The sequence below is a fragment of the Brevundimonas sp. GN22 genome, from assembly GCF_054824005.1.
The window spans coordinates 23,072-41,067 of the sequence record NZ_JSYD01000112.1; the positions used below are offsets into that span (position 1 = coordinate 23,072).

Genomic DNA, 17,996 nt, shown 5'->3' on the forward strand with positions numbered 1-17,996 from the left:
CCGTGCATCGTATGAAACATACATGAGCACCACCGATGATCGTGATCCGGAAGTCGTTGCACGCGGCGAGCGCCTGCGTAAGGCCCGCTTAGCCGCAGGTTTCGACAGCGTGGCAGACGCTTGCCGTAAGCTGGGTTTCAACCAGAATAGCTATTATCTGCATGAAAATGGCCGCGGCACTTTCTCGTTCAAGATGGCTCAGCAACGGTATGCCCCAGCCTACAGGGTGAATGCCGAGTGGCTTTATAGCGGTGTTGGCAGTCAGGACGACAACGTTACGTCCGATACTGTCCCAGTCGTTGGCTACGTCGGAGCAGGGTCAGTCGCGACCCTGTTTGCTGAGGGGCAGGGACCTTTGGACTACGTTGAGCCGCCGCAGAACGCGACAGCTAGCACCGTTGGGTTGAAGGTGCAGGGTGTCAGCCTTGGACCGGTCTGGGACGAAGCTATCTTGTTCTACGACGATGTCCGCTCGCCCGTGACGCCTGACTTGCACGGTCGTTTATGCGTGGTAGGCCTTCCGGACGGGCGCGTGCTCGTAAAGATGCTCAAGGCCGCCAACGATGGCACCTTCCATCTACTGTCGAACACGTCTGAAGAGCCGCTGCTCAATCAGGAAGTTGAGTGGGCGGCGCGGGTAAAGGCGGTTCACCCTCGTTAGGTTTCTTTGGTGGGCTCCGCGTTCAGGATATGAAGCTTTACAAGCACATCGTCTTTGAATGACGGCTTTGCCTGGACGTTTAGTGGAAGCGCTTCATTGAAAGCTGCCGAATAGACGTTCGGAAACTCGTCGAAGGCTGGATCTCGGATGTCGGCGGCGATGAAACGGCCCGGATCTTCGACCAGTTCCACTTTGGCATTGCGGCTATGCCGAGTAAGACTATCAAATTTAACGTGAAACTGTTCCATATCACCAACTGTAATGCTGCCACCAGAACGCACAGCATCTGCTATCGCGACGTCAATTTCGGTCGCTGTTCGCATGTCGCCGCCTCCAATCAGAAGCACTTCGGAAGTCCGACCTACGGGGGCCACGATTTGCTTGGCTTGAGGTAGCATTGTCTCGATGGCGTCTTGAACGGCGGACAATGATCGAGCGTGCATACGTTCCATCGTTGCTCGTTCTTCGGAGCGGTCGTTGAAGCTCGAGCGCTGAGCTTCCTGAAAAATTTCTAGCAGCTTTTCCATATGTTGTGACGCATCCTGTTTGCGGCCGCCATGATACAGCACCACTGAGCTCAAAAGATGTTTGACGTAGTCCGACCCAAGGGAGACCGATACTTCGTATACAAACGGTAGTACGCCCATTGCACCGGCGATAAATCCGGACACCTCGACACATGCGGCTCTGGGAGCCGCGACTTGAACCCTAATATCCGTACGTTTGCGGCCCAACTTTTCGGTTGGGTGGTGGCAAGCCCACAAACCCTTGTGAATGGCTTGGTCTACGCCGACTAGCGATTTACCTAAAAGCCCCATGTCGATCGCGTGTCGCGATGCGTCGGCACCATCAAACCGCAGAATAAATTCGTTAGACATCAGCCCCTACCTCAAGCCCTTAGACTGCTTGATAGTGCCGAAGTTGATAACGCAGCGTTACGTCAAAATGTCAGCCCTCGGTGGCGAGCCGTAAGAAAATTACGGAACATGCTTGACGTGGGATCGTATGTTTCTTACGGTTTAAAGATCAACCGATGGGAAAGCACATGACCCGCGTCCTCGACATTCTGGATACGCCACGCCACCCGCGAGAGGTGATTGCTGAGCGCCTTCGTGATCTCGCCGCCCGTCCGCCCATGCCCGACCCGCGTCAAACCCCGACCACCGATTACGTCATCACCCGCCGCGAGCTGGGCGACCTGACCAAGGGCCTGCTCCTGCTGGCTGGGATCATCGGCCTGTGGGTTCTCGCTGCAATGGTAGGTGCGTGATGGGCGATTTCCCACGGTTGCGCCGCTTCATTGTCAGCGTGGAAGGTTACGGCGAAGGTAGTCACCTCACGACGACGAGAGGCAAAGCCTTGGCTGATGCGTGGCGCAGCGATGTGTTCGGCCACCTGTCTTTCAAAGACTTCCTGCGTGTCGCTCGTTGCCGCCTCGATACTTATCAGCCGGAGCCGGTGGCCTGCACCGTGGGCGGAAAGCCTGCGCTCTATTTCGGCGGCAATAGACAGTACCTCAGTGTGCAGCTTGAGGGTCGCGATTTCCTAGTCAGTGCGCATCCCCTCGACGTGCAGCCGGAGGCCTTGCGCCCTGATTGCTACCGCGAGGTGGCCGCATGACCCAATCCCTTTCATCCACCAAGGCCGGGCGTGGGGCTAACAACCCCCGCTCGGAGGTGGCCCGCTATACCGCAACCTCGGTGCCGACGATCAAGCGTGATATCGACCTGTTCGGCGTCACTACCGTCCGGATCGATCAGCACCGTTCGGAAGGCACCATAGGCGCACCTGTCCTTTACGTGTCTGCCTATGTCGAAGATGCGGCGGCCTTTGCGCACCGTGTTGCCAATGCGCTGAACTGCGTGGCCCCCGTGGCGGCACCACCGCCCGTGGATGCGGCAAATCCGGTCGCTTGGTCGGGCCAATACCCCATGCCCGATTTCGTGGAAGAGGTGGACTATGAGGCCTCGCTCTACCTGCCGGAAAACCTGACCGAGACGAACTGGAAGGCATGGGCGGGCACGATCAACCGCTACATCGATCTGGCCACCACCGCGACCCAGCTCCAACAGCTTGAATGCGCCAACGTGCTGGGCCTGCGGGCCTGCCCTGGCAATCTGCGCGCCCCGATAGGCCGCAAGCTGCACGCCCGCTACATCGAGACCGAGGATCAGGCCGCATGATCGACCTCGACCACCGCGCCCTCACGCCCGCGCAAGCCGATCTGCTGCGCCGTATGCGGCCAGCAAGCGTCCTGTCACGCGCCGCCTTCCATGGCCGCCCGTTCCGCATCGAGGACACTTCTCACACCTTCCCCGAAGAACTGGTGCTGGGCCTCGTCAAGGACGGCCTGCTGTACGTCGCCCAGCAGTCCACCGGCTGGGCCAAGTTCCCCCCGTGCGCCTACAGCGCCCGCCTGACCACCGAAGGCGAGAAAATCCGCGCCGGCCTTATCACCGGTGCCCGCCAACCCATCGCAGGAGCCGCGTGATGACCGATAGTGTGAATGTGTCGCGTGAGATTGTTCAACGCTTGATTTTGGCGGCTGACAGTTATGGCGTCCGATACCTCGACAGCGACGACATGTCGCCCGAGGCAGAAGAACTGCAGGCGGCCACCGAAGCGGCTAAGGACGCGCTCGCAGCCGCCCCGCAGGCTGAACCTGTAAGCGATCCTGATGAGTTGGCGCTTGCTTTACAGGACGCGAAGGATGCTGTTGCGTTCTTCGACAAGGTAAAGGCGGCATCCGAAGCAGATAAAACAGCCGTAGGGTCTGACCATTCGAAATGGCTCGAAAGTGCTATCCGTCGATTGGCTGCCTATGACTATGCCCAGACCGAAGCCCCGAAGGTGGAGCAGGAGCCTTGTCCAGAGCGAGGCATGGGTGTTTGCGACTGTTTGCAATGCCACCCCGCCCCAGCCAGTGATGAACTGCTTGCAGTCGTAGATCATCAGGAAAATCTACTGCGAGCCATCTGTGAAGCGCCACAGCCGAAGTATGTCGTAGGCCACCTATACAACGCTATTCACAACGTTAACTGCTATGTAGCTCGCCTCAATGCCAAACGCGCCATCGCCAAGCACAAGGGGCCGCAGTCGTGAGCAACCTCTACGCCGAATATGACGCCAAGGGGTGGCCTTCCATTGACCCGCGATCCGCTAACTACTGCTACCGTCCGTGCTTCAACGGCATACACGTCTGCGGGGTTCATCCAGATGGCGACAACTGCCTAACGGTACTGAACCTCCCGCTTGAGCATGGCGCGGCTCGCTCGCTGTTCGATGCTGCTAAGGCTGAGCTATCCGAGCCGGACAAGGACGAGAGCGACTTCATCGTGGACCTTTGCGTCGATGGGGACATCAACGAGGACTTCCGTATGAACCGGCAGATGCTGGGTCGTCTTCGCTCAATGGCCGACGCCATGATGGAGGCCCGCAAGTGAGCCTGTCCCTCAAAGAGCGCGAGATCCTCAACGAGGCCAACCGGATCAAGCGCAGCCTGAACCGCGAGCGTCGCCGTAACGTCCTGTCGTCGCGGCCGCATGAAAAGAGCAGTCGGGGCAGGGAACGCGACACCGGCTTCCTCGCCTTCCTGCGTCGCCAACCGTGCGAGGCGCGGCACATGGGCGGCTGCTGCGGACCCATCGAAGCAGCACACATCCGTTTCAACGACGGCCCTGACCGTCAGAACCCCGGCACAGGTCGCAAGAACCACGACCGGCACGCCAATGCCCTATGCGCCCATCACCACCGCGAACAGCACGCCATGAACGAACGTCGCTGGTGGCAGTCGATCGGCAAGGATCCGTACGACACCGCCGCCCTGCGCTATGCCCAATACAAGGGAGGATCAGAGTGACCATCCACGTCGCCTTCCGGCAAACCGACATTCGGCGCGCTATCAAGGCGGTCGAAAGTGGTGGTAAGTCTGTGGCTGCTGTCGATTTCCCACCCGAAGGCGGGTTCCGTCTCGTCGTGGGGGAGGGCGTCAGCATCCCGAAACCCATTAAGGGCGGGCAGAACGAGTGGGACGAAGTTCTGCCGGCATGAACCGCATGGCCAAGATCGATCTGCCTTATGTGCAGGCCCTGACCGACCGTCACGGCAAGCGTCGGCATTATTACCGCCGAGCCGGGTACCCCCGCGTGACGTTGCCGGGCACGCCGGGCTCTGCCGAGTTCATGGCCGCCTATGCCGAGGCCGACGCCCGCGCACCTCGTGTGGATCCGCGCGAGAAGGTACAGCCGCGGTCGATCAATGCCCTGATCGTCGAGTACTATTCCTCCGCCTCGTTCCTTGAGCTGCGTGACAGCACAAAGCGCGGTTATCGTAACATCCTCGACCGTTTCCGCGCCCAGTACGGCGACAAGGGCGCGGCCAGCATCCAGACCCACCACCTCGAGGCCATATTTCACAAGATGGGCGACCGCACCGGTGCCGCGCGTAACCTGCGCCGACGGTTGAACAAAGTCTTCGGTCTGGCAGTGCGCCTTGGTTGGCGCGCCGATAACCCCGTCGCCCATACGTCGACCATCAAACGCAAGACCGAAGGCTTCATCCCGTGGAGCGAAGACGACATCGCCCAGTTCGAGGCGCACTGGCCCTCCGGGTCGCGCGAACGTCTGGCGCTAGCGCTGCTGCTTTACACGGGCGTCCGCCGCTCGGATGTCGTCAGCATAGGTCGTCAGCACGTCTCCGACGGCCGCATCAGCGTCAACCAGCTCAAGACAACCAAGCGGGTCAGCATACTCATACATCCGGCGCTTCAAGCCGAACTGGATCAGGCAAAGGGCCTCACCTTCCTGACCACCGCCTATGGCAAGCCATTCACGGCCGCTGGATTTACTAAGTGGTTCCGCGAACGCGCCGCCATGGCAGGGCTCGAAAACCGGACCCCGCACGGGCTCCGCAAAGCCGCAGGCCGCCGCCTTGCCGAGGCTGGTTGCACGTCCAAAGAAATCGCCGCGGTACTGGGTCACAGCACCCTAAGCGAAGTCGAGATCTACACCCGCAGCGCAGACCAACTGCGCCTGTCCGACACAGCCATCCAACGCCTGAAAAAGGCCGAAACGAGAACGGGGTGAGCTAAAGTTTCTCGCGTATCCGCTGTTCGCGGATTGTGAGCCTGCGGCTATGTCCAGCAATCCATAGATCGATATCACGTTGGCAAACTCTTACACGGCGGGAGTTGCTTTCGGCATAGGCACGTATCCAGTCGACCAGTTCGGTTTCTGGATGGAACCACTCGCCATGGGCGCGGCAGTGAGCAAACCTTTTGTGGATTTCTCGCTCGGTCTGCCCAAAATTGTGGCACCGGATTAGCCCCATCAGTATCAACCGATCAGGACTGGAAGCCTGAATACTCCGCAGCCTCGATTGGACATCCGTAGCGACGCCGATTTTGATCAACCCGAGTTGCTGGCCTTGAACGAAGTAAACGTCCCGATCCCGCTCGGTGGATCGATTTGTTCGAAGTCCATACATGACCCCGCCGACGGGCGCGTGCTGATCGTTCATGCTCAAAGATTCGCACAGGTCCCTCGGCGAGAAAAGGGACAAAGGCCGAACGGGGAGAGTAAACCCTCCTCTGTAAACCTTTATTAGCCGTATTATTTCAATGACTTACAGAGGGGGTGGTAGGCGTGGAGGGACTCGAACCCCCAACCAGACCGTTATGAGCGGTCGGCTCTAACCATTGAGCTACACGCCCCCGAAACGTGCTTTCGCAGGGATGGTGTGCCTAGCAGTAGTCGCGGCACCTGAGAAGAGGGATCGAGGCTTAAAGGAGGTCTGTCAGTGAACGAAGGCTGACAATCCCGCGTTCATATGTGTTCATGATGTGCTGTCCATAAGGACTGCACTGGCATCAAGCCTTCATATCCAGTGGAGATACCCTCGGATGACCCGCCTTTCGCGTGCCCTGATGTTCGGTTCGGCCATGATGGTCATGGCTGCGCCCATTGCAGCCCTGCCTGTCGCCGCCCAAGCTCAATCTGTTACAGGAGCGCCTTCCGTGTCCGACCTGCCTTCACTCAATCTGTCGGCCACCGGTGAGGTCAAGATCGCGCCGGACATGGCGACGGTCTCGTTCGGTGTCATGACCGAGGCGGCAACCGCGCAAGAAGCCATGTCCGCCAACGCTACGAAGATGAATCAGGTCATCACGGCCTTGCGCCGCGCAGGCATCGAGCAACGCGACGTCCAGACCTCGGGTCTGAACCTCTCTGCACAGTACGACTATCAGGAAAACCAGCCGCCACGCCTGCGCGGCTATCAGGCATCGAACCGCGTGACGGTACGGGTGTCTGATCTGACCAAGGTCGGCAATACGGTCGATGCGGTAGTCGCTGCCGGCGTGAACCAGATCGACGGCGTCGAGTTCGGACTGCGCGATCCGAGCGCAGCCGAGGATCAGGCCCGCCAACTGGCTGTGCGTGCGCTGCAGGCGAAGGCGGCTCTGTATGCTCAGGCCCTCGGCAAGCCCCTGGGCGAGATCCGTAGCCTGACCGAGAGCGGCGGCTATGTGCCGCAACCCCGTCCGGTGATGTACGCACGCGCGGCATCGGCGGATATGGGCGGCTCGACGCCCATCGAAGGCGGCGAACTGTCGGTCAAGATCGACATCACCGGCGTCTACAGCCTGTCCCGCTAGGCCAGTATTAAGAATAAGTAACGTCGGTGCCTTTTGTGGGGCGGAGGCGAGGGCTTATGTGGTAGGGGAGGGTAGCCTGATCGGGCTATCCTCCCTCTGCCTTTGAGTACTTGTGGCTGAACACGGACTGACGACCTTATGAAGCAATTTTTCCTGACCATGCTTGGCGTGTTTGCCGGGCTTGTGGCCTTCTTCGTAGTTCTTCCCGTGTTGGCGTTGATCTTCTTCGCAGCCATTGCGGCGGGATCGTCCAAGCCGACGACGCCATCCCACAGCGTGCTGGAACTGGACCTGCGCCAAGGTCTGTCGGACCAGACCTCGACCAATCCCTTCGCCATGCTGGGCGGCGGCTACTCGGTCACCAAGGTGGTCGATGTGCTGGCTCAGGCGGAGGACGACAGCAGCGTCAAAGCTCTGCTGATCCGCGCACCTCAGGGCGGCATGACCCCCGCACACGCCGACGAACTGCGTCAGGCCATTTTGCGCTTCAAGAAGTCGGGCAAGCCGGTAATCGCCCACGCGCAGGGTTTCGCCCCGTCTGGCGCGGTGGTGTCCACCTATATGCTGGCTTCGGCGGCGGACGAGCTGTGGATGCAGAACACCTCGTCGTTCCAGGCAACGGGTCTGGCTTCGGACGCATTGTTCCTGGGTCGTGCGGGCCAGAAGTACGGTGTCAAAGCCGATTTCGAGCAGCGCTACGAGTATAAAAACGCCGTCAACGAATACACCCAGTCGGACTTCACCGCCCCGCACCGCGAGGCGATGCTGGCATGGATGAACTCGATCCATTCGGCGGCCCTGTCGGCGATTGCCGCTGACCGCAAGCTGGCCCCCGAGGTCGCCAAACAGATTATCGAAGCGGGCCCCTATAACGCCCAACAGGCGCTCGACCTCAAGCTGATCGACCGTATCGGTCAAGTCGAGGAAGCCGAGAAATACATCAAGGACAAGGCCGGCAAGGACGCCAAGATCGTCCCGTTCGGTGACTATTCCTCGGGCAAGGGTTTCCGCACGTCGATGGGAACGGGGGCCAAGTCGGCCATCGCTATCATCGGTGGTGAAGGTGCCATCATGACGGGCCGCGGTGGCGCGGGTTCGCCCTTCTCGACCAGCAGCGACATCTATTCGGACGATCTAGCCCGCGCGATCTACCAAGCGATCGACGATAAGGACGTGAAGGCCATTGTCTTCCGCGTGTCGTCACCGGGCGGCTCGCCCGACGCGTCCGAACAGATCCTCGATGCCCTGCGCGCCGCCAAGAAAGCAGGCAAGCCGGTCGTCGTATCTATGGGGGCCTATGCGGCCTCGGGCGGCTACTGGGTCAGTTCGGAAGCGGACTGGATCGTGGCCCAGCCGACGACCCTGACCGGCTCGATCGGTGTGTTCGGCGGCAAGATCGTCTTTGCCGACGCCTTGGCCCGCTTTGGTGTCGATATGCGCGGCCTGTCCGTCGGTGGCGAGTTTGCCGATGCCTTCAGCCCGACCCAAGGCTTTGACCAAGGTCAGCGCGCAGCCTTCGCCGCCTCGATGGACCTGATCTACGAGCAGTTCGTCGAGCGTGTGGCACGTGGCCGCAAGCTACCGGTCGAACGGGTTCGCGAAATTGCCAAGGGCCGCGTCTGGACCGGTGCCCAAGCCAAGGAGCTGGGGCTGGTTGATCAGCTCGGCGGCATGAACGAAGCCATCCTTAAGGCGCGCCAACTGGCCAATATTCCGTCGGCCGAGGGCGTCCGCTTCAAACACTATCCAACCCCGCAAACCCCGTGGGAAGCGCTGGCTATGGCCTTTGGCGCGTCGGGCGAAGCCGCGACGACCATGATCCGTATCGGCCAGCTTATGGGCGATCCGGCAGCCGAGGCTGTCATGCAGCGCGTCCATACCGAGCAACTGCGTTCGCGCGGTGCTTCGGTGCTGGCTGAACAACCTTCGTTCTAAGGCGTTGGTTAGGGAGACGTGACGCGTCCGTGATGTCGCAGGTCATTGACCGTTCAGCTTGATGATCCGACATTAGGTCCTGTCGCGCTCTCCCCGCGCCGAAAGGTATAGAGAATATGATCCAGTCAGATCCCATGCCCCAAATCGGGTTTGCCGCACGTCGTCGTGCTGGCGGTGGTCTGTGGTCGTCCCTCGTTTGGCTAGGTGGTTTGATCGCTACTGCTGTGGCTGTGACCATCGGTGCTGTGCTGGCTGTCCTGACGGCGGCGGCAGTTGCCGTTCTGGCTGTGGTTGGCGGTGTCGTGTTGTTCTTCGCGGGCTTTGCCCTGCGCGCACGCCGCACGCGTCAGATGCGTCAGGCCGCCAAGGCTGCCGACGAAGGCATCATCGATGCTCACAAGGTCGGTGATACCTGGGTCGCCTATGGATGGGAGCGTGAGGGGCGTTAACGCCCTATCCTCTGCCTATGGATTTTATCGAAGCCCCGTCTCCTAATTTCGATCAGCGTACCGGACTGCCGGACATTTTGGTCCTGCACTACACCGGCATGCAGACGGGGGAGGAGGCGCTGGCTCGCCTTTGCGATCCCGAGGCCAAGGTGTCGTCGCACTATATGGTTGAAGAGGACGGTCGCATCTTCCGTCTGGTCGCCGAAGAGCGCCGCGCGTGGCACGCCGGACGTGGCGTGTGGCAGGGCACAGACGATGTGAACGGTGCCTCCATCGGCATCGAGATCGTCAATCCGGGGCACGAGTTCGGCTATCGCCCGTTCCCCGAAGTCCAGATTGATGCGGTGATCAAATTGGTCGCCGATATCCGCAGCCGCTGGACCATCCCTGATAACCGCATCATCGCCCACTCTGACATGGCACCATCTCGCAAGGACGATCCGGGCGAGCTGTTCCCGTGGAAACGTCTGGCAGGCGAGGGGCATGGCTTATGGTTCGAGCCTGCTGCCGAGCGTATTCAGGCGCTGGGTGTTCCGCTGCAACCGGGTGACGAAGGGCTGGGCGTGATCGTGCTGCGTGCCGGTCTGCATCGCCTCGGTTATGGCATCCAACCGGGCGGCGAATACGACGAGGAAACCGTCCAGACTGTCAAAGCCTTCCAACGCCACTGGCGTCAGCATCGCGTGGACGGCATTGCCGACGGCGAGAGCCGCGCGCGTCTGGTTGGACTGTTGCAACTGGCCAGCGTCGAAAGCCCGACGGGCGTTCTCGACAGTTAACTCAACTGTTTCCATTGACGGCGGCACCCGAAACGCTCACTTAGGCCGCGCCAGACGGTCGGACGGTCGCGGCAGGGCTTGACCCTGTCGAGGAAAGTCCGGGCTCCACGGTGAAAAGGCGGCGGGTAACGCCCGCCCGGGGTGACCCGAGAGACAGTGCCACAGAAAGCAAACCGCCACGATTTATCGGGGTAAGGGTGAAAGGGTGGGGTAAGAGCCCACCGCGTCTTCGGTAACGAAGATGGCAAGGTAAACCTCGCCTGGAGCAAGACCAAATAGGGACGTCGCGCGGGTTCGCCCGCAGGGTTCACCGCCCCGGACGTCCGGGTAGGTCGCGAGAACCATCCAGCAATGGTTGGTCCAGAGGAATGATCGTCACCACCTCGGTGGTACAAAACCCGGCTTATAGACCGTCTGGCATTTATACCCTTTCGAAAGGGGCAAACTCACCACACCTAGGGTGAGGCCTGAGGCTTTTAATGGGTCTGGAGTTGGTCGCCCTGACCCATTGGCGATCACGCTATCTATGTCCGCAAAGCTGCCCATCGGTTTTGAATACCGACCGTGCTCGATATCATCAACGGGTCGAAATCATGTGCGTGCTCTACCCGATGGACGAAATGGGTGGGCGAAAGCGTAGCCGGTCGCAAATGGGATAGGTCACCACAAAACTCGAAATTTTATTTACCGTGATGGGATGGGCTGCCCCTGCGCCGCCAATCGTGGCCGTTTCATGTCCATACGCTTTGGTAAGTGTTTGAGCTTATGTCGCTTATTGAACGTGAGGGCACGTTAGGCCCTGTGGATTGTTCTGTGTATGTTCTTGATTTGCGGACGTTCTTGTCCACCGCGATAGTGAAAACATAGTTAAACATCCCGCTTCATCCCATTGAGGCCCATTTGATCCCATGGTATCCCACAAGCTGACTTAATCGGCTGTAGGGCGTGCCTTTTGCGCGCCTGCCGGAAGCATCAGGGACGGGCCATCTGGCTCGATGGGATTGGGCGTGTTTCTCTCGACCTACGAGAAACAATTGGACGCTAAGCGCCGCCTGCTGGTTCCGGGTGATTTCCGCACGGCTGAAAACGGTGCCGAACACGGCATCTTCCTGTTCCCCTCCATCGAAGCAGACTGCCTTGAAGCGGGTGGCGACCACCTGTTTGCCGTCTATAACGAGATGATCCAGTCGCTGCCGTTCGGCTCCGAAGAGCGTTCGGCGCTGGAGTGGCAGGTCATGGGCGAGCAGGTCCGTCTGTCCTACGACAGCGGTGGCCGCATCACCTTGCCGGACTATCTGTGCGCTGAGGCGGAACTGTCGGACAGCGTCGTGATCGTCGGTCTGAACGACCGCTTTCAAATTTGGTCCAAGGCCAAGTGGATGGCACGCCGCGCCGAACAACGCGCGGTCGCCAAGGCCAGCCTGAGCCAGATCGGCAAGCTGAAGCTGCAAGCCCAGATGAAGCTGGGAGGCGGCGAATGACCGAGAAGCCTCACCTTTCAGTCATGCTGCCGGAAGTGTTGGCAGCGCTAGACGCAAAGCCCGGCGACGTCATCATTGATGCGACCTTTGGCGCTGGTGGATACACCCGCGCCATTCTCGCGACTGGCGCAGAGGTCATTGGTCTTGACCGCGACCCGACCGTTCAGGTGCACGCCGACGCCGTTAAGGCCGAGTTCGGCGACCGTTTCCAACTGATCCAGACCCCGTTCGGCGATCTGGACAGTGCGTTCGAGGAAAGCGGCAAGGCCAAGCTGGATGGCGCAGTCTTCGACATCGGCGTCTCGTCGATGCAACTGGATCAAGCCGACCGCGGCTTCTCCTTCATGCGTGACGGTCCGCTGGACATGCGCATGGCCGACACGGGCGAAACCGCAGCGAACATCGTGAACAACTGGGATCACGGTCCGCTCGCGCACATCATCAAACTGTATGGCGAAGAGCGTCAGGCCGGTCGCGTGGCGACCGCTATTTTGCGTCGCCGTACGGAAAAGCCGTTCACTCGCACGCTCGATCTGGCCGAAGTCATCGAGAAGGCTCTGGGCGGTCGTCGTGGCGCGGCTATCCATCCGGCAACCCGTACCTTCCAAGCCCTGCGTATCGCCGTGAACGACGAACTGGGCGAGCTGGAGCGCGGCCTTGTGGCTGCCGAGCAAAAGTTGGCACCGGGTGGTCGCCTCGTGGTTGTGACCTTCCACTCGCTGGAAGACCGCATTGTGAAGAACTTCCTGACCGAGCGCACGGGCAATACGCCTGCGGGTTCGCGTCACGCTCCGGTTGCGGTTGATCCGCGCAAGCCGACCTTCACCCTCAAGTTCAAGGGCGCACAGGCTGCGACCGAAGAGGAGAGCGCGGTGAACCCGCGCGCCCGTTCGGCCAAGCTGCGCGCTGCGATCCGCACCGACGCACCGGCATGGGGGGCTTCGAAATGAGCCGCTTCATGATGGGTGTTAAGCGCGTGTTCGACTGGCGCGTACGTGGCGTTCGCTGCGTCGAGCTGATCGGCGTCGTCTGCCTCGCGGCGGTGATGGTGTCGGTCTATATCGTCAAGACCGCGGCTGCCCGCGAAAGCTCCGAGATTAGCCAGATCGAAGCGGAAATCCGTCAGGACCAACAGCGTGTTCGTCTGCTCCGCGCCGAGGCTACCCGTCTGGAACAGCCGGCCCGCCTAGAAGCTCTTTCGCGCCAACTGGGCCTTGAGCCGGTCGAGGTCACCCGCCGCGCCAACGCCGACGGCCTTTCTGAACTGGCCGCTGCGCACCAGCCTGTTGTCGCCGCTGCTGCGCCTGCTGCCGCACCGGCTGCCGCGCCTGCCGAAGCTGCTCCGCAAGTCACTGCTCCCCAGACCTCTAGCCAAGAGAATGGCCTATGAGCGTTCACGATCATCGCGATATGGGCTGGACCCGTCCTGCCCCCGGTAACGTCAAGGTTCCGTCGTTCGAGGGTGTGCTCGCGGCCATCGGCAACCGTGTTGCCGCCATGGTTTGGGACGTCGAGAACGCCTATGGCCGCGCACGCAGCCATGACCGCGCTCAGGATGATCCGCGCTTCCGCATTTTCTTGGTGATGGCCGTCTTCAGCCTCGTCTTCCTGGTACTGACGCTGGGTGCAGGTCACGCAGCATTGCTGGCCGACAAGGGCCGCGTCGGCGCTGGCTCTTCGCGACCGATGCTGACGCGTGGCGATCTGGTGGATCGCAACGGCATGCTGATGGCCACCAACATCACCCACTACGGCCTGTACATCGATCCGCGTGAAGTCTGGGATCGTGATCTCGCCCGCGCGCAACTGCTGGAAGCCCTGCCGCGTATTCCTGCCAGGAAGCTGGATCGTGTTCTGGACGGCGAGCGTCGCCTGATTGTTGCCTCGGGCCTGACCCCGCACGAGCGTATGGCGGTTCACCGTCTGGCTCTGGGTGGTGTGACCTTTGAACCCGAAGACCGCCGCGTCTATCCGCTGGGCGCATCGGCCTCGCACCTGCTGGGCCGTGCCGACACGGGCGGGCAGGGCGTCTCGGGTGCAGAGCTGGCCTTTAACGACCAGATCAAGGCCGCTGGCGCAGTGGGCGAAAACTACGCCATCTCCATCGACATGCGTATCCAAGGCGTGGTCGAGAACGAACTTGCCGCTGCCGCTATCGAACACAAGGCCAAGGGCGGTATCGCTGTGGTCGCCGACGTCCAGACGGGCGAGATCCTCGCCATGGCGTCGTGGCCAACCTATGACCCGAACCGTCCGGTGGCTCAGGGCGACAACGCCACGCTTAACCGCGTGACCTCGGCCCACTATGAAATGGGCTCTATCTTCAAGAGCTTCACCGTCGCTGCGGGTCTGGATACGGGCCGCGCCGACATGAACACCCTGTTCGACGCCTCGCAGGCCTTCCAGATCGGCAAGCGTCGCATCACCGACTTCCACGCGAAGAACAAGGTGATGACGCTGGAAGAAGTCTTCCTGAACTCATCCAACATCGGCACGTCGCGTCTGGCTGTTGAAATGGGTCCGGACGTGATGCGCGACTATTTCAAGCGTCTGGGTCTGCTGGATGCCGCGCCGATCGAACTGCGCGAGTCCAACCGCCCGACCGTGCCGCGCAAGTGGGACGACTCTACGCTGGCTTCGCTGTCGTTCGGCTATGGCATCATGGCGACCCCGCTTCAGGCAGTCGCCGCCTACAACGCCCTGAGCAACGGCGGCACGTATGTTCCGCTGACCCTGCGTCGTGGCGGTAACCCCAATGCCAAGACCCACCGGGTGGTGTCGCCGGAAACCTCGGCCACCATGCTGGAACTGATGCGCCGCAACGTCAGCCGTGGCTCGGGTGGTCGCGCCAACGCACCGGGCCTGCGCGTCGGCGGCAAGACCGGCTCGGCCAACAAACTGGTCAACGGTCGCTATGACCCGACTGTCGCTGTCGGCTCGTTCGCCGCTGTGTTCCCGACCGATGGTCCGGTGACTGCCAAGCGTTACAGCGTCTTCGTCCTGATCGACGAGCCGGGCCAGTACCCGCGCACCGGCGGCTTCGTCGCCGCTCCGGCCGTAGGTCGCATTGCCGACCGTATCGCCGAGTTCCTCGGTGTCGAGCGCAAGGCCGACCGCTGGTTCACCGCGACCGGCGAACGCATCCCTGAATTCCAAGACGTAGAAGGTGACGGCCGATGAGCGCCCAACGCCTGTCAGAACTGCTGAATCGTGATCTCAGTTCTGACCCCGAAATCACCTCTGTCACGTCCGACAGCCGCAAGGTGAAGCCGGGTTCGTTGTTCGTCGCCTTGCCGGGTACGCAGACGGATGGCCGCTCGTACATTCACCAAGCCTTGTCGCAGGGTGCCGCCGCCGTGCTGGCCCCTAACGACACGCCTTCGGATGCTGCACCGCTGCTGATCGGCTCGGGCGATGTCCATCGCGCCTATGCCATCGCTGCGCGTGCCTTCTACGGTGCCCAGCCCAAAAACTGCGTCGCCATCACCGGTACCAATGGCAAGACTTCGGTCGCCAACTTCTGCCGCCAGATGTGGGCGGCCATGGGCTATAAGTCGGCCAGCATGGGTACGCTGGGCGTCGTCGGCCAAAAGGGTGACAAGACCTACGCTTTGACCGGTCCCGGCCTGACCAGCCCCGATGCCGCCGAGGCCGCACGCCTTCTGGCCGAACTGGCCCGCAAAGAGGTGACCCACCTCGCGCTCGAAGCCTCATCGCACGGTCTTGATCAGCGCCGGATCGATGGCGTGGCTATCAAGGCGGCTGGCTTTACCAATCTGACGCAGGACCACCTCGACTATCACCACTCGATGGACGAATACCGCGCCGCCAAACTGCGCCTGTTCGAGACCCTGTTGCCGCGTGGCCGCACCGCAGTTCTGAACGCCGATAGCGACGCCTATTCGGCCTTTGCCTCGGCTTCGATCATGGCGGGTCTGGGCGTGATGGGCGTAGGCGAGCGTGGTCGCGATATTAGCCTGATCCAGCGCCGCCCGACGCCGGAGGGCCAGCGTCTGGTCCTCGACGTTCAGGGCCGTGTCCACGACATCCTCCTGCCGCTGGCCGGTGCCTTCCAGGCGTCGAACGCTCTGGTCGCTGCCGGGCTGTGCATCGCTGCGGGTGAAGATCCGGACAAGGTCATTCCGGCTCTGGAAATGATCGAGGGTGCCCAAGGCCGCCTGCAACGTATTCAGGCTCCATCAATGAAAGGCGGCGAGGTCTATGTGGACTACGCCCATACGCCCGATGGTCTGGAAACTGTCCTGAACGCACTGCGTCCACACGCGACGGGCCGACTGATCGTGGTGTTCGGCGCAGGTGGGGACCGCGACCGCACCAAGCGTCCGCTGATGGGTGCCATTGCCGGCCGTCTGGCCGATGTGGCCATCGTCACCGACGACAACCCGCGCTCGGAAGATCCGGCCTTCATCCGTTCGCAGGTGAAAGAGGGCTGCCCCGACGCCAAGGAAATCGGCGACCGCCGTGAAGCTATCCGTTACGCAATTGGTATGATGCGTGAAGGAGATGTGGTGGTCATCGCCGGAAAAGGGCATGAACAGGGACAGATCGTCGGTGGAGTCGTACATCCCTTCGACGACGCCACTGAAGCGACCTTGGCCCTGACCGAAAATGCCTGATTTGAAAACGCCGCTCTGGACTGCCGAAGCCATTGCTTCGGCTGTTGGCGGCAAGCTTGAAGGTTCCGACGCTGACGTCGGTGGCCTGACCTATAACAGCCGCGAAATCCAAGCCGGTGACCTGTTCCTTGCCCTGAAGGGCGAGCGCGACGGACACGAGTTTGCGTCCAACGCCTTTGCGGCAGGTGCCGCCGTGGCGCTGGTCGAGCGTCCGGTCGAGGGCGGAGCCTACGTGGTTGTGCCCGATACGCTCAAAGGCCTTGAAGCCCTTGGCGCGGCCTCGCGTGATCGCTCCAACGCCAAGCGCGGCGCAGTGACGGGCAGCGTTGGCAAGACCAGCGTGACCCAAGCGATCAAGGCGGGCCTAGATCTGGCCGGCAAATCCCACGCCTCGATCAAGAGCTATAACAACCACATCGGTGTGCCGCTGACCCTGTCGCGTATGCCCGCCGATACGGAGCGTGCCGTGTTCGAGATCGGCATGAACCATCCGGGCGAGATCGGCCCGCTCTCGCAACAGGTCCGCCCGCATGCGGCGTGCGTGACCACGGTCGGTCCGGTCCACATCGAAGCCTTTGCCGACGGCGAAGCGGGCGTGGCTCGCGAAAAGGGCGCGATCTTTGAAGGTTTGTTTGAAGGCGGCGTGGCTGTCATCAACGGCGACAACGCCTATGCCGAGATCGTCAAACAGGCTGCTCGTGATGCTGGCGCTACGCTGAAAGTCTTCGGTACGGGCGAAGATGCCGACGCGCGTCTGCTGTCGTTCGATGCCGATCCCGAAGGCGCGACCGTCGTCGCTGAGATCGAGGGCAAACGTCATGCCTTCCGTCTGGCTCAGTCGGGTGTGCATTGGGGCCTGAACAGCCTGTGCGTCATCCTTATGCTGCGCGCGCTGGACGTCTCGCTGGATATCGCCTTTGAGGCGCTGGCGAACTTTGCGCCGCTCGCCGGTCGTGGCGAGCAGACTGTAGTGGCCCACAAGGGTGGCCACTTCACCCTGATCGACGAAAGCTACAACGCCAATCCGCTGTCGATGAAGGCAGGCTTCACCAGTCTTGGCCAGCATCCGGTGGAAGGGAAGGGACGCCGTGTGGTGGTCCTGTCCGACATGCTTGAACTGGGCGAGCACAGCCGCGCCCTGCACGAAGGTCTGGCCGAGCCACTGGTTCTCAACAAGATTGATGTCGTCCACCTCGCCGGGCCGCAGATGCGCCTGCTTTACGACGTCCTGCCGCCGTCACTGCGTGGCGAATGGCGCGAAACTGCTGCCGAGCTTGCCGCTATTGCCGGTGAACTGGTAGCGCCCGATGATATTGTCATGGTCAAGGGATCGAACGGCTCGAAGGCCGCTCTGGTCGCCAAAGCCCTCGCAGCGCTGAACAGCACGGCCGAGTAACAGGAA

General features: G+C 61.4%; 22 protein-coding genes, 1 tRNA gene and 1 other RNA gene. 21 read left to right on the forward strand and 3 right to left on the reverse strand.

Annotated features, from left to right (window positions below; translation table 11 throughout):
• The first annotated feature begins 22 nt into the window (after positions 1 to 22).
• Entirely contained in the window at positions 23 to 661 is a 639-nt protein-coding gene (locus tag OB03_RS13330) for a hypothetical protein (protein ID WP_461344485.1), read from the forward strand.
• Here the strand turns inward: OB03_RS13330 and OB03_RS13335 are convergent.
• Positions 658 to 1,539, reverse strand: coding sequence for a DUF7946 domain-containing protein (locus tag OB03_RS13335; RefSeq protein WP_461344486.1), 882 nt, complete (start codon positions 1,537 to 1,539; stop codon positions 658 to 660). The two genes, OB03_RS13330 and OB03_RS13335, sit on opposite strands and share 4 nt — an antisense overlap.
• 167 nt (positions 1,540 to 1,706) lie before the next feature.
• Here OB03_RS13335 and OB03_RS13340 point away from each other — a divergent pair, with 167 nt between their 5' ends.
• The 9 genes from OB03_RS13340 to OB03_RS13380 are packed head-to-tail and all read left to right on the forward strand — an operon-like array spanning position 1,707 to position 5,745.
• Complete coding sequence (locus OB03_RS13340; RefSeq protein ID WP_461344487.1) at positions 1,707 to 1,931, forward strand: hypothetical protein; 225 nt, start codon at positions 1,707 to 1,709, stop codon at positions 1,929 to 1,931.
• A complete protein-coding gene (locus OB03_RS13345) occupies positions 1,931 to 2,281 on the forward strand; it encodes a hypothetical protein (RefSeq protein ID WP_461344488.1) in 351 nt (116 codons plus the stop codon). The genes OB03_RS13340 and OB03_RS13345 overlap by 1 nt, the downstream gene beginning before the upstream one ends.
• Entirely contained in the window at positions 2,278 to 2,844 is a 567-nt protein-coding gene (locus OB03_RS13350; protein WP_461344489.1) for a hypothetical protein, read from the forward strand. The genes OB03_RS13345 and OB03_RS13350 overlap by 4 nt, the downstream gene beginning before the upstream one ends.
• Positions 2,841 to 3,152 carry a hypothetical protein gene (locus OB03_RS13355; protein WP_461344490.1) on the forward strand — a complete coding sequence of 104 codons (312 nt, stop codon included), beginning with the start codon at positions 2,841 to 2,843 and terminating at the stop codon, positions 3,150 to 3,152. Before OB03_RS13350 ends, OB03_RS13355 begins: the two co-directional genes overlap by 4 nt.
• Positions 3,152 to 3,763, forward strand: a complete 612-nt coding sequence (locus OB03_RS13360; RefSeq protein WP_461344491.1) for a hypothetical protein — start codon at positions 3,152 to 3,154, stop codon at positions 3,761 to 3,763. The genes OB03_RS13355 and OB03_RS13360 overlap by 1 nt, the downstream gene beginning before the upstream one ends.
• Complete coding sequence (locus tag OB03_RS13365; protein ID WP_461344492.1) at positions 3,760 to 4,104, forward strand: hypothetical protein; 345 nt, start codon at positions 3,760 to 3,762, stop codon at positions 4,102 to 4,104. Before OB03_RS13360 ends, OB03_RS13365 begins: the two co-directional genes overlap by 4 nt.
• Complete coding sequence (locus OB03_RS13370; RefSeq protein WP_461344493.1) at positions 4,101 to 4,520, forward strand: hypothetical protein; 420 nt, start codon at positions 4,101 to 4,103, stop codon at positions 4,518 to 4,520. Before OB03_RS13365 ends, OB03_RS13370 begins: the two co-directional genes overlap by 4 nt.
• Entirely contained in the window at positions 4,517 to 4,711 is a 195-nt protein-coding gene (locus OB03_RS13375; RefSeq protein ID WP_461344494.1) for a hypothetical protein, read from the forward strand. Before OB03_RS13370 ends, OB03_RS13375 begins: the two co-directional genes overlap by 4 nt.
• Positions 4,712 to 4,716: 5 nt before the next feature.
• On the forward strand, positions 4,717 to 5,745 hold the full coding sequence (locus OB03_RS13380) for a tyrosine-type recombinase/integrase (RefSeq protein ID WP_461344495.1): 1,029 nt from the start codon (positions 4,717 to 4,719) through the stop codon (positions 5,743 to 5,745).
• A 1-nt stretch (position 5,746) separates the two neighbouring features.
• Here the strand turns inward: OB03_RS13380 and OB03_RS13385 are convergent, their stop codons facing one another.
• Together OB03_RS13385 and OB03_RS13390 are read right to left on the reverse strand one after the other, a co-directional pair.
• Positions 5,747 to 6,178 carry a GIY-YIG nuclease family protein gene (locus OB03_RS13385; protein ID WP_461344496.1) on the reverse strand — a complete coding sequence of 144 codons (432 nt, stop codon included), beginning with the start codon at positions 6,176 to 6,178 and terminating at the stop codon, positions 5,747 to 5,749.
• Between the two features lie 117 nt (positions 6,179 to 6,295).
• Positions 6,296 to 6,371, reverse strand: a tRNA-Ile gene (locus tag OB03_RS13390).
• 189 nt (positions 6,372 to 6,560) lie between these two features.
• Here OB03_RS13390 and OB03_RS13395 point away from each other — a divergent pair.
• From OB03_RS13395 to OB03_RS13445, 11 genes are all read left to right on the forward strand, one after another.
• Positions 6,561 to 7,313 carry an SIMPL domain-containing protein gene (locus tag OB03_RS13395; RefSeq protein WP_461344497.1) on the forward strand — a complete coding sequence of 251 codons (753 nt, stop codon included), beginning with the start codon at positions 6,561 to 6,563 and terminating at the stop codon, positions 7,311 to 7,313.
• Between the two features lie 138 nt (positions 7,314 to 7,451).
• A complete protein-coding gene (sppA, locus tag OB03_RS13400) occupies positions 7,452 to 9,248 on the forward strand; it encodes a signal peptide peptidase SppA (protein ID WP_461344498.1) in 1,797 nt (598 codons plus the stop codon).
• 116 nt (positions 9,249 to 9,364) lie between these two features.
• Positions 9,365 to 9,697 (forward strand): hypothetical protein, encoded by a 333-nt coding sequence (locus OB03_RS13405; RefSeq protein WP_461344499.1) that lies wholly within the window; start codon positions 9,365 to 9,367, stop codon positions 9,695 to 9,697.
• A gap of 17 nt (positions 9,698 to 9,714) precedes the next feature.
• Positions 9,715 to 10,476 carry a peptidoglycan recognition protein family protein gene (locus OB03_RS13410; RefSeq protein ID WP_461344500.1) on the forward strand — a complete coding sequence of 254 codons (762 nt, stop codon included), beginning with the start codon at positions 9,715 to 9,717 and terminating at the stop codon, positions 10,474 to 10,476.
• A 50-nt stretch (positions 10,477 to 10,526) separates the two neighbouring features.
• Positions 10,527 to 10,898: RNase P RNA component class A (rnpB, locus tag OB03_RS13415), an RNA gene on the forward strand.
• Between the two features lie 585 nt (positions 10,899 to 11,483).
• The gene (locus OB03_RS13420; RefSeq protein WP_242913832.1) at positions 11,484 to 11,957 is read left to right on the forward strand and encodes a division/cell wall cluster transcriptional repressor MraZ; all 474 of its coding nucleotides are present in this window, start codon (positions 11,484 to 11,486) and stop codon (positions 11,955 to 11,957) included.
• Positions 11,954 to 12,907 carry a 16S rRNA (cytosine(1402)-N(4))-methyltransferase RsmH gene (rsmH, locus tag OB03_RS13425; RefSeq protein WP_461344501.1) on the forward strand — a complete coding sequence of 318 codons (954 nt, stop codon included), beginning with the start codon at positions 11,954 to 11,956 and terminating at the stop codon, positions 12,905 to 12,907. The genes OB03_RS13420 and rsmH overlap by 4 nt, the downstream gene beginning before the upstream one ends.
• On the forward strand, positions 12,904 to 13,347 hold the full coding sequence (gene ftsL, locus OB03_RS13430) for a cell division protein FtsL (RefSeq protein ID WP_461344502.1): 444 nt from the start codon (positions 12,904 to 12,906) through the stop codon (positions 13,345 to 13,347). The genes rsmH and ftsL overlap by 4 nt, the downstream gene beginning before the upstream one ends.
• A 20-nt stretch (positions 13,348 to 13,367) precedes the next feature.
• The gene (locus tag OB03_RS13435; RefSeq protein ID WP_427846576.1) at positions 13,368 to 15,137 is read left to right on the forward strand and encodes a peptidoglycan D,D-transpeptidase FtsI family protein; all 1,770 of its coding nucleotides are present in this window, start codon (positions 13,368 to 13,370) and stop codon (positions 15,135 to 15,137) included.
• The gene (locus OB03_RS13440) at positions 15,134 to 16,594 is read left to right on the forward strand and encodes a UDP-N-acetylmuramoyl-L-alanyl-D-glutamate--2,6-diaminopimelate ligase (RefSeq protein WP_242913836.1); all 1,461 of its coding nucleotides are present in this window, start codon (positions 15,134 to 15,136) and stop codon (positions 16,592 to 16,594) included. Before OB03_RS13435 ends, OB03_RS13440 begins: the two co-directional genes overlap by 4 nt.
• Positions 16,587 to 17,990 (forward strand): UDP-N-acetylmuramoyl-tripeptide--D-alanyl-D-alanine ligase, encoded by a 1,404-nt coding sequence (locus tag OB03_RS13445; RefSeq protein WP_461344503.1) that lies wholly within the window; start codon positions 16,587 to 16,589, stop codon positions 17,988 to 17,990. The genes OB03_RS13440 and OB03_RS13445 overlap by 8 nt, the downstream gene beginning before the upstream one ends.
• Positions 17,991 to 17,996 lie beyond the last annotated feature (6 nt).